Below are 10,134 nucleotides of genomic sequence, written 5' to 3' on the forward strand. Positions count from 1 at the left end.
GTCATCCTGGAGATCAAGGCGGGCGAGGGCGGCGAGGAGTCCGCGCTGTTCGCCGGCGACCTGCTCCGGATGTACCTGCGCTTCGCGGAGCGGATACAGCGGACCTGCGACCTCCTGATGCGACCGGTGCTGCGCGGGTACGCGATGGAGGACAGTGCCGCGGCCGAGAAGGCGGTGCAGGAAGTCCTTGCGGCGTCCGGCCCGCTCGGCGCCGCGGCCGGACTTCACGTGCGCTGCGCCGTCCAGATCCGCCGGGACGAGGCCGCGCTGAACCACGCGCGTGAGCTGCGCGAGCTCGAGTACGCCCGGCAGAAGCTCGACCCGGAGCACGAACTGCGTATGCGGGAGGACGAGTTGGCCGCCGAGCGGGCACTCGCCCAGGGGCGCCACCAGCACTGGATCGAGTCGCAGAACCAGGACCTCGGCCACGAACGGCAGTTGGCCCGCGGCCGGCAGGAGCTGGAGCTGCAGGAGATCGAGGTGAAGAAGATCGAGTACTACGCGTACTGGCTGGAGCGCGGCGGGCCGAGTGCGATGGCATTCCAGCTGGCCCGCCACCCGGAGGATGCGCGGCTGGTCATGGAGAACCTCCGGCAGGACCAACTCCGGGCGATGCAGAACCAGTTGCAGGTGGCGATGCAGGCGCTCGGCGGCGGCCCCGGCGGGCTGGAGGAGCACCAGCTGGACGAGCCGCGGCGGTTGGCGGCCAACGTGATCCGTGAGGTCCTGAGCGCGAAGCTCGTACCGGCGGCCGCGGTCGGCCGGCCCGAGGTGGAGGGCCCGCTCCACCAGGAGCGCACCGGCGCCGAGGAGTTCCCGCTCCTGCCGCCGCAGTCCGCCGCCCCGGCCGCGGAAGCCGGTCCGGGCACCGGAGGCGGCGGGACGGAGCCCGCGGACGCCGGACCCGTCTTCGGCTACCGCGTGCCCAACCCGCCGGCCGCCCCGTGACGGCCGTGGAGCCGGAACCGCTCGCCGAGCGGGTGGTTGTGCAGCCGGACCCGGACCCGGACCCGGACCCGGACCCGGACCCGGAACCGGACCCGGAACCGGGCCGAGCCCTGTCGGCCGTCGCCCAGGACACCGCGACTCGAACGGCCGAGCGGCTGCTCGCCGACCTCCGCCAGGAGACGGCCCGGGCCGACACCAAGGGCTCCGTGCTGGTGGGTGCCCAGGGGATGGCGGCCGCGGCCTTCGTGGGCGTCCTCACCGCGCGCGGCTGGGACCCTGCCGACCTGGCCCTCGCCGGACGGTTGCTCTGGTGGGCGGGTGTGGCCTGCTTCCTGGCCTCGATGGGCGCCCTGCTCATGGCGGTGATCCCGCGCTACCGAACCCGCGTCTGGCGTCCGGGCATGCCCCTCACCCACTTCGCGGACATCCGCAGGGCCGCCGGCCACGGTCCGGCGGCCCTGGAGCAGGCCCTCCGGGAAACCGACCGTGCGCCGCTCGCGGCCGCCCTGTCCGCGCTGACCGAGAACAGCCGGATCGTCGCGGGCAAGTACCGGTGGCTGCGGACGGGCATGGCCTCCTTCACGGCCGCCCTGGTCCTGTTGCCGGCCGCGCTCCTCGCCGGCTGATGCCGCCCGCCCGTCCGCGGCCCTCCCTCACCCGAACGCCCTGCCACAGAGGTGCACGTCATGCCCGTCCACGATCCCTACCCGGCCCAGCCTCCGAGGTGGGACCCCGAGCCGCCACCCGCGTATCCCGGTGAGCCGGCGCCGCACTCCGGTGACCCGGTTCCGGGGTATCCCGAGGCGCCGCCGCCGTACCCCGGTGACCCGGTCCCCGGCTACCTCGATGTGCCGCCGCCGTACCCCGGGGACTCCGTGCCGGCGTACCCCGGTGACCCGGTCCCCGGGTATCCCGATGCGCCGCCGCCGTACCCCGGGGGACCGGAGCCGATGGCAGGGGCGGAGCCGTCGCCGGCCGTGCCGCTGCCGCGGGCGGTGACCGAGCCGCCGCCCTACCCCGTGGCTCCCGAGGCGGTCGCTCCGCCCGCCGCTCCCCGGGATCTCCCCCTACCGCCGGAGCTGCCGTCCCGGCCGGTCCTGCCTCCCGAGCCGTTTCGGGCTTCCCCCGCGGGCCCGTCGATGCCGCTGCTCCCGACCGCGCCGGAACCGCCCGGGCTGCCGCTGCTCCAGACCGCGCCGGAACCGCCTCGGCTGCCGCCGGAACCGGCTGAAGAGCCCTCCGAACAGCCGGGCGTCCCCGCCCACCAGGACGACCTGGTCCTGCAGTCGGGCCGCAAGCACCTGAAGGCGCGACAGCGTGGCGCGGACGGGGCCGCCGTCCTGCAGCTCGTGGTCACCCTGCCGACGGCGCTGATCAGCCTCGGCGTGGTGGCGATCGGCGGCTCGGCGGTCAACCCCGCCGTCGGGGCCGTCGTCACCGTGCTCTGGGTGTGCTCCGGAGCCCTGGTGTTCCACCGCCCCACCGAGGCCGCGATCGCCCGCCACCTCCTGGGCATGCGACGCCCCGGCCCCGCAGAGGCCGGACGCCTGGCCGAGGTCTGGGCGGAGGTGGCCCGCCGTGCGGGTGTCCGGCCCGAGACCTACGAACTGTGGATCCAGGAGCGGGAGGAGCTCAACGCCACCGCGACGGCCGGTCACATCGTCGCCGTCACGCGGCACGCGATGGACCGCCTCCCCAACTCCCAGCTGGCCGCGATCCTCGCGCACGAACTCGGCCACCACGTGGGCGGCCACACGTGGGCCGGCCTGCTGGCGGACTGGTACGCCCTGCCGGCCCGGACGCTCCGGCGGTGGACCGTGATCGTTCTCGCCCGGCTCGTGAGCTCGTCCGACAATCGGGTCGCCGGTTGCGGCGGCTGCCTGACCCTCGTGGTCGCGGCCGCCGTCCTGTCGGTCGCCGCGGATCTCTGGTGGCTCCTGCTTCCCGCCGCGCTCGCCCCGCTCCTGGTCGCCTGGCTCCACCGCCGCGCCGAGTACCGTGCGGACGACTACGCGGTGGGCCTCGACTTCCGCGCCGAGCTGACGGAGGTGCTCACGGCGGAGCACCGCGCGCGGACCGTCCCGCTGTCGCCGCCTCCGGGGCCCCCGTACGTCGGAGCCCCGCAGCCCCCGTCCCCGCCGCCGGCTCCGCGGGTGACGTCCGCCCATGCCGACGTGAAGGCCCGCCTCGACCGTCTCGGGAAGGATGTCCGGGCCTCCGCCGGATAGCGGCCGCCCCTACCCCCTACCCCCTGCCCCTGCCCCGGCCGCACGAGGCAGGGGCAGGGGCGCGGCCTGCAGCACCACCCTCCTGGAGCAACCAAAGGTTGCGCATCGGTCGGGGGTGTCCTAGAGTGATGTGCAACCAAAGGTTGCGAAAGGGAAGGTTGCGATGGAGTACGGCAGCATCGAGCGGGAGATCCACGTCGAGGCGGCGCCCGAGGTGGTCTACGAGGTCATCAGCACGCCCGAGCACCTGCGGGAGTGGTGGCCGGACGACGCGGAGCTCGAACCGGTGGCCGGTGCCACCGGGACCGTCACGTTCGGCGACCGGGACTCGCCGGACGCGAACGTCGTGCCGCTCACGGTGGTGGAGGCCGACCCGCCGCGGCGGTTCTCCTTCCGGTGGGTGTACGAGGACGGCGAGGCCGCGGGCCCGGCCAACTCGCTCCTGGTGACCTTCGAGCTGATCCCCTCGGGGGCGGGCACGCTGCTGCGCTTCTGCGAGACGGGGTTCCGGGAGCGGGGCTGGGAGGCGGCCGTGTTGGAGCAGGCCTACAACGAGCACGCCAGCGGCTGGGACCACTTCCTGCCGCGGCTCGTCACCTACCTCGGCAAGCTGGTGTCGGCGCCGTGAGCGCCGTGATCGACGACGAGCTCTGGTCGGCGGTGGGGGACCCGATCCGGCGCCGGATGCTCGACCTCCTGCTCGCAGGCGGTGGCGGGACGGCGACCACGCTGAGCGAGCAACTGCCGGTCACCCGGCAGGCCGTCGCCAAGCACCTCGGCGTCCTCGGCCGGGTCGGGCTGGTCCACGTGACGCCGTCCGGCCGTGAGCGGCTCTACGAGGTCGACGAGGTCCAGCTGGCCCGCGCGGTCGCGCAGCTGTCCTCGGTCGGGGCGGCCTGGGACGCCCGGCTCCAGCGCATCAAGCGGATCGCCGAGGCGATCCAACGCGGCAAGAAGGACTGACCGATCGCGCCCCGGAGCGGGCGCCCGGACGAGAGAAGAGGCATCGAGATGCTGGACATCCTGCACAGGATCGGCGCCACGGCGTCACCCGACGCCGTCTACGCGGCGCTGACCACGGTCGACGGGCTGGCGGGCTGGTGGACGGAGGACACCTCCGGGGACGCCGGGGTCGGCGGCGTGGTGCGGTTCCGCTTCATCCCCGGCGGGTTCGACATGAAGGTCCTGGACGCCCGGCCCGGCGAGCTCGTGCTCTGGGAGGTCGTCGACGGACCGGAGGAGTGGATCGGCACGCGGGTCACCTTCGAGCTGAAGCAGGAGGGCGACTACACGATCGTGCTGTTCCGGCACGAGGGCTGGCGCGAGCAGGTGGAGTTCATGCACCACTGCAGCACCAAGTGGGCGACGTACCTGATGAGTCTCAAGCGGCTGGTCGAGACCGGCAAGGGCGAGCCCGCGCCGCACGATGTGATGATCAGCAACTGGCACTGACGGCCGGACGGAACGGGGCCGCGCCCGCCGGGGGCGCGACCCCGTTCCGTCGTGCCGGTACCGGCGCCTACCCGCGGTCGAGCACGGCCGGCGCCGGGCCGTCCGGGCGGACGGTGATGCTGTACGCGGCGCCGGCCGGGGTGCTCAGGAACCGCGGGCGGTACGCGGGCAGCAGGAGTTCGAGCAGCGCCGTGGTCTCGCGGACGGCGAACTGGGTGCCCAGGCAGGCGCGGGCGCCCAGGCCGAACGGGTAGTAGGCGCCGAGCTGCGTCGGGCGGGCGCCCGGCGTGGTGAAGCGGGCCGGGTCGAAGCGCTCGGGGTCGGGCCACAGGGCCGGGTCCCGGTGGGTCAGGTAGGGGGAGACCAGTAGGTCGGTGCCGGCCTCGATGCGGTGGCCCGCCAGGGTGTCCGCCTCGGCGGCGTGCCGGGGCAGGATCCAGGCGGACGGGTAGAGCCGGAGCGTCTCGCTGACCAGGGCCTGGAGCGCCTCCCGCCGCTCCGGCGAGCCCTCGGGGCCGGCCGCCAGTGCCTGCTCCCGCGCCTCGGGGTGGCGGTCGAGCAGCAGGAAGAGCCAGGTCAGGGTGGTCGCGGTGGTCTCGTGCCCGGCGACCAGCAGGGTGACCAGCTCGTCCCGGATCAGCGTGTCGGTGTACTCGGGGTGCTCCTCGCCGGCGTCCAGCAGCACCCGCAGCAGGCCGTCCCCGCCGGGGTCGCGGCGGGCGGCGTCGATCGCGGCGTGCGCGACGGCGTCGATCCGGGCCAGGTCGGCGGCGACCGCGTCCCGGGCGTCGCCGCCGTCCGCCGGCAGGGTCGGCAGCGCGGCCACCACCCGGGCCACGGAGGCGAGTTCGTGGTCGGTGCGGTCGTCCAGCGGGCGGCCGGTCAGCGCACGCCAGATGGTGTCCAGGGCGAAGTGCCGCATCTCCTCGCCCACGTCGAACCGTTCGCCGGTGCGCGCGTAGCCGGCCCAGCGGTCGGCGGCGTGCCGGGCGGCCTCGGCGATCCGCTGCTCGTAGCGGCGCATCCCGGTGCCGGTGAACTGCGACTGCAGCATGCGCCGTTGGCGCTTCCAGGCCTCGCCGGTGGCCGAGAGCACGCCCTCACCGGCCAGCATCCGGGCCCGGTGCGAGCGCTTCACGTAGCGCTCGGGGTGGCGCCCGAGCACGTGCTGGACGGCCTCCGGACCGGTGACCAGCACGGTCGGCTGCGGTCCGATCCGGAACGCGGCGACGCCCCCGAGCCGGCGCTGCGCCGTGGCCAGCAGCTCGACCAGGTCGGCCTTCTCGGCCCGCCACCGGGCGACGGCCTCGGCGGGCAGTTCGGGCACCGGCCGGGCGGCCGCCTGCCCGGCGGGCGGCGGGACGTGGGCGGGGTGGGCTTCGGTGGCCACGGGGGCTCCTCCTCGGTCGGCCGCTGGCGTGCGGGGTGCGCGGTGCGGGGTGCTGGGTGCGCGGTGCGGGCTGCGCGGCGGGGTGCGCGATGCCCCCTGACTGTACGTCAAGGGGCGCTCACCGAAACGGCCCAGCACGGCTCCCGGCGGCGGACCCGGAACGCGGCTGTGCCGCGGCTCGTCCCCCTCGACGAAACCGCGGCACAGCCCATCCCTCCCGCCGGAGCGGATCCGTCCGCTCAGATCTGCTGCCAGAGGGCCGGGACGATCGGAGGCTCCCAGCCGACCTGGGCGGTGTGGCCCTGGATGCAGCGGTAGCCGATGCCGTTGTAGGTGACCACGTCACCCGCCCGGTAGGTGGTGCCCGGCGTCCAGGTGCCGCCCGGGTTGCCCGGGTCGGTGCCGACCACCAGCGAGTACGTGGTGCCGTGGGTGGTCGAGCCGGTGCCGGTCACGGTGAGGGTGTAGGTGCCGGCCGCGGTGCCGGAGCCGACCGAGACGTTGAGCGTCGCGGAGGAGCCGGACTGGACCGGGGACGGGCTGACGGTGGCCGTCACACCGGCCGGGGCGCCGGTGACGGCGAGGTTCACCGTCTGGGCCGAGCCGGAGGTGGTGGCCGTGGACACGGTGGCGCTGACCGAACCGCCCGGGGTGGTGGTGCCGGTGGCCGGGTTCACCGCGAGCGAGAAGTCGTCGGCCGGGACGGGGCCGCCGCCGACCGAGGTCTTCCACAGGGTGTACGCGACGCCGTCGGCGCTGCGGTCCAGCGCGGTGGCGTTGATGTTGCCGGTGGTGTCGCACGCCGCGTGGTAGCAGGAGTCGTACGCCCGGTTGGCGGTGCCGCCCCACTTGGCCGCCTGGGACGCGGTCTTGGTGGCGCTGGCGCCGGCCGCGTAGCCGGAGGTGGGGATGCCGGCCTGCTGGAACGAGTAGTCGTCCGAGCGGCCCTGGCCCTCGACGTTCTCCTCGGGCTGCAGGCCAAGGGAGTCCCAGTAGGCCTTCATCGGCGCCGAGGCGGCGGAGGTGAGGTTGTTGACGAAGTAGCCGGCGTTGGGCGAGCCGACCATGTCGAAGTTGTAGTAGCCCTTGATGGCGCTGCGCTGGGCGGAGCCCAGCTGGCCGACGTAGTACTGCGAGCCCTGCAGGCCCTGCTCCTCGCCGGTCCACCAGGCGAACCGGACGTGCCGGGTGAGGGCGGGGTTCTGCTGGGCGAGGGTGAGCGCGTTCTCCAGCAGGACGGCGGAGCCGGAGCCGTTGTCGTTGATGCCCGGGCCGGCGCCGACGCTGTCCAGGTGGGCGCCGAACATGGTGACCTGGTCGGCCGGGCCGCCCGGCCAGTCGGCGATCAGGTTGTTCGACTGGTAGGTGCAGGAGGTGCAGGTCTGCTCGCTGACCGTGAAGCCGGCGGCCTGCAGTTTGCCCTTGATGTAGGCGAGGGACTGGCTGTGCCCGGCGGTGCCGGCCCGGCGGTTGCCGCCGTTCTGGGAGGCGATGGTGTTCAGCTGGGCCAGGTGCGCCTGCACGTTGGCCACGCTGATGTCGGGCGCGTTGCCGCCGGGGTTGCCGCCGCCGACCGTCAGCGTGTACTGCGCGGTGTGGGTGGCGGAGCCGGTGCCGGTCACGGTGAGGACGTAGCTGCCCGGGGCGGCGCCGGCCGACGCGGAGACGTTCAGCGTCGCGGAGGAGCCGGCCTGCACCGAGGACGGGCTGACCGAGGCGGTGACGCCGGCCGGGGCGCCGGAGACGGCCAGGCCGACGCTCTGGGCGGTGCCCGAGGTGACCGTGGTGCTCACCGTGGCGGTGGTGGAGGCGCCGGGCTGGACGGAGCCGGTGGCCGGGCTGACGGCCAGCGAGTAGTCGTTGCCGCCGGACGGCGTGCAGGCCGGTTCGCCGCTCTGGGCGGGCACGCTGATCGCGTCCCAGGCCGCCTTGGTGCGGCCGAACAGGGTGCAGGTGGTGTCGAGGTTCTTGGCGGCGGTCAGGGTGGCGACCCGGTACTTCTTGTACGTCATGCCGCTGGTCTTGAGCAGCATGCCGCCGTAGAAGACCCGCCCGGCGTCCTTGATGCCGACCCCGGTGACCGCGGAGTTGTTGCAGGTCGGGCTGGAGGGCTTGCCGCCGCCCGGGGCGGAGCCCTCGGAGAGCAGGTAGAACCAGTGGTTCAGCGGCCCGGCCGCGGCGTGCACCTCGGTGCCGGGGATGGACGCCGAGTAGCAGTTCGGGTTGTTGCCCACCAGCGAGGGGTTGTACATGTTCCGGATCGGCCCGCTGCCGACCAGGTTGATCATCTCGCCGACGGTGAAGTCGGGGTTGTCGTACGGCGCCGGCTCGTTGGCGTACGCCTCGGTGAGCGCGCCGAAGATGTCGCCGGTGGCCTCGCCGAGGCCGTTCTCGTTGTTGGCGCCGCCCGGCGTGTACTGGTCGATGCCGTGGCCGAACTCGTGGCCGACCACGTCGATCGAGGCGATCCACTCGTTGGCCTGGTTGTGGCCGATCGAGACCGAGGAGCCGTCCCAGTAGGCGTTGACGTCGTTCAGGCCGACCTTGACCGGCCAGCTGCCGCCGTTGCCGTTGTGGCCGTTGCGGCCCAGCCAGTCGCGGAGCATGTCCCATTCCTTCTGCGCCGCGAACATCACGTCGGCGCAGCCGGTCTCCTTGCTGGTGGGGTTGCCGGTGCCCCAGGAGTCGCTCGACTTGGAGAACACCTGCCCGCTGCTGTAGTCGGCACAGCTCAGCCCGGGCCGGTTCGGGTCGCGCAGCGCGTACGAGCCGCCGGAGCCGGTGGTGCTGATGGTGACCGGGGCCGGGCCGTTCCACTTGCTGTTGGCCGTGCCGGCCTTGACGTCGTCGTAGCTGTCGATCACCTCGCCGGTGCGGGCGTCGACGAAGACGTGCAGCCGGCTCGGCGCCTCGGAGGTGCGGCCGGTGAGCACGGTCTCCCAGGCGAGCCGCCCGGTGCCGTCCTTGACCCGGACGACGAGGCGGCGGGTGTCCACGTCGTCCACGGCGGGCAGCCGGGTGCGGGCGGTCTTCTCCGCCTTGGCGGCGCCGACCAGCGGGGTGGTGGCCAGGGGGGCGAGGGCGGTCCCGCCGACCGGGCCGGTGGCGGCGGAGGTGAGGCCGCGGACCTTGCCCTGGCCGTCGGCTATCACGACGGCGTCGCCGCCGACCACCGGCAGGCCCCGGTAGGTGCGCTCGTACGCGACCGAGTAGAGGCCGCCGAGCCAGGGGGTGACGGACTGGCGCTCGTAGGTCTCGCCCGGGCCCTTGGCCAGGGCGTCCAGGCCCGCGGCGGCCGCCAGGTCGGCGGCGTCGACGGCGGCGGCCAGCGCGCTCGGCGGTTCCGGGGCGGCCGGGCCCGGGCCGGCGGCGGCCTGGCCGACCGCGGTGGCGGTGAGCAGGCCGGCCAGGACGGTCAGGGTGGTTCCCGCCGTCAGTAGTCTGCGTTTCATTTCCGAGGCTCCTCGAACGTGGGGGTGCTCGACCACGGACGGCACGCCTGACTGGCGCTCACCTCGGGCCGCAGGGGGACGGCCGTGCGGTCGTCCGCGCTCGGGTGCCGGAACCCTCACACGCCGTCATGCCCCGGTCAACGGCTGCGGCAGACCGTTCGCGCGGTTGGCAAGTTCTGTCAAGCTGCGGGTTTTGCGAAGAGGTTGAGACCAAAAGGTCGAGACCAATTGACGCCGGGTCATGTACGCGGCGCCCCCGGTCCAGTAGCGTCCTCATCATCGGAAGGCCGGGAACGGACTCGGGAGGGCAGCCCCGTGCACCGGAACCACACCGGCGCGGCGTCCGCCGGCGCGCCACCGGGACAGGCCCCGACGGGCCGGGCGCCGGACGGGGATCCCTGGCGGGTCTTCGGCGCACGCCTGCGCCACTGGCGCCGCCGGGCCGGCCTCACCCAGGCCCAGCTCGGCGCCGAGATCGGCTACGACCACACCGCCGTCAGCAAGCTCGAACACGGCACCCGGCGCACCAGCCCGCGGATCGCCGACCGCCTCGACGACCTGCTCGCCGCCGGCGGCGAACTGCGCACCGCCTGCCGCCGCACAGGGCTCTCCGCGCCCCGCAACGCCGCCGTGCCCGGCGGCAGGGCCCGCCCGCCACTGCCCG

General features: G+C 74.3%; 8 protein-coding genes and 1 pseudogene. 7 read left to right on the top strand and 2 right to left on the bottom strand.

Annotated elements, in window-relative coordinates; all coding sequences use genetic code 11:
- The 6 genes and pseudogenes from ABZ885_RS29025 to ABZ885_RS29050 all read left to right on the top strand — a co-directional run.
- A pseudogene (locus ABZ885_RS29025) lies at window positions 1-96 on the top strand (PCRF domain-containing protein); the annotation flags it as partial.
- Between the two features lie 857 nt (window positions 97-953).
- On the top strand, window positions 954-1,574 hold the full coding sequence (locus tag ABZ885_RS29030) for a Pycsar system effector family protein (RefSeq protein ID WP_360194811.1): 621 nt from the start codon (window positions 954-956) through the stop codon (window positions 1,572-1,574).
- Between the two features lie 513 nt (window positions 1,575-2,087).
- A complete protein-coding gene (locus ABZ885_RS29035) occupies window positions 2,088-3,176 on the top strand; it encodes a M48 family metalloprotease (protein WP_360194814.1) in 1,089 nt (362 codons plus the stop codon).
- A 163-nt stretch (window positions 3,177-3,339) separates the two neighbouring features.
- Window positions 3,340-3,804, top strand: a complete 465-nt coding sequence (locus ABZ885_RS29040) for an SRPBCC family protein (RefSeq protein ID WP_360194817.1) — start codon at window positions 3,340-3,342, stop codon at window positions 3,802-3,804.
- Window positions 3,801-4,139, top strand: a complete 339-nt coding sequence (locus tag ABZ885_RS29045) for a helix-turn-helix transcriptional regulator (protein ID WP_360194820.1) — start codon at window positions 3,801-3,803, stop codon at window positions 4,137-4,139. The genes ABZ885_RS29040 and ABZ885_RS29045 overlap by 4 nt, the downstream gene beginning before the upstream one ends.
- A gap of 48 nt (window positions 4,140-4,187) precedes the next feature.
- Complete coding sequence (locus tag ABZ885_RS29050) at window positions 4,188-4,628, top strand: SRPBCC domain-containing protein (protein ID WP_360194823.1); 441 nt, start codon at window positions 4,188-4,190, stop codon at window positions 4,626-4,628.
- Between the two features lie 67 nt (window positions 4,629-4,695).
- Here ABZ885_RS29050 and ABZ885_RS29055 read toward each other — a convergent pair whose 3' ends face one another.
- Together ABZ885_RS29055 and ABZ885_RS29060 are read right to left on the bottom strand one after the other, a co-directional pair.
- A complete protein-coding gene (locus tag ABZ885_RS29055; protein ID WP_360194826.1) occupies window positions 4,696-6,018 on the bottom strand; it encodes a cytochrome P450 in 1,323 nt (440 codons plus the stop codon).
- Window positions 6,019-6,257: 239 nt separating this feature from the next.
- A complete protein-coding gene (locus ABZ885_RS29060; protein WP_360194829.1) occupies window positions 6,258-9,470 on the bottom strand; it encodes a M28 family peptidase in 3,213 nt (1,070 codons plus the stop codon).
- A gap of 315 nt (window positions 9,471-9,785) precedes the next feature.
- Here ABZ885_RS29060 and ABZ885_RS29065 point away from each other — a divergent pair.
- Window positions 9,786-10,134: helix-turn-helix transcriptional regulator (locus ABZ885_RS29065; RefSeq protein WP_360194832.1), on the top strand; the 349-nt coding region annotated here is incomplete at its 3' end.

This window comes from Kitasatospora sp. NPDC047058, assembly GCF_040643935.1.
Taxonomy (GTDB): Bacteria; Actinomycetota; Actinomycetes; order Streptomycetales; family Streptomycetaceae; genus Kitasatospora.

Excerpts from the sequence above, each read along its gene's own strand:
- ABZ885_RS29035 (WP_360194814.1), top strand. The coding sequence starts at position 2,088 with ATGCCGCTGCTCCCGACCGCGCCGGAACCGCCCGGGCTGCCGCTGCTC.
- ABZ885_RS29050 (WP_360194823.1), top strand. The coding sequence starts at position 4,188 with ATGCTGGACATCCTGCACAGGATCGGCGCCACGGCGTCACCCGACGCC.
- ABZ885_RS29040 (WP_360194817.1), top strand. The coding sequence starts at position 3,340 with ATGGAGTACGGCAGCATCGAGCGGGAGATCCACGTCGAGGCGGCGCCC.
- ABZ885_RS29060 (WP_360194829.1), bottom strand. The coding sequence starts at position 9,470 with ATGAAACGCAGACTACTGACGGCGGGAACCACCCTGACCGTCCTGGCC.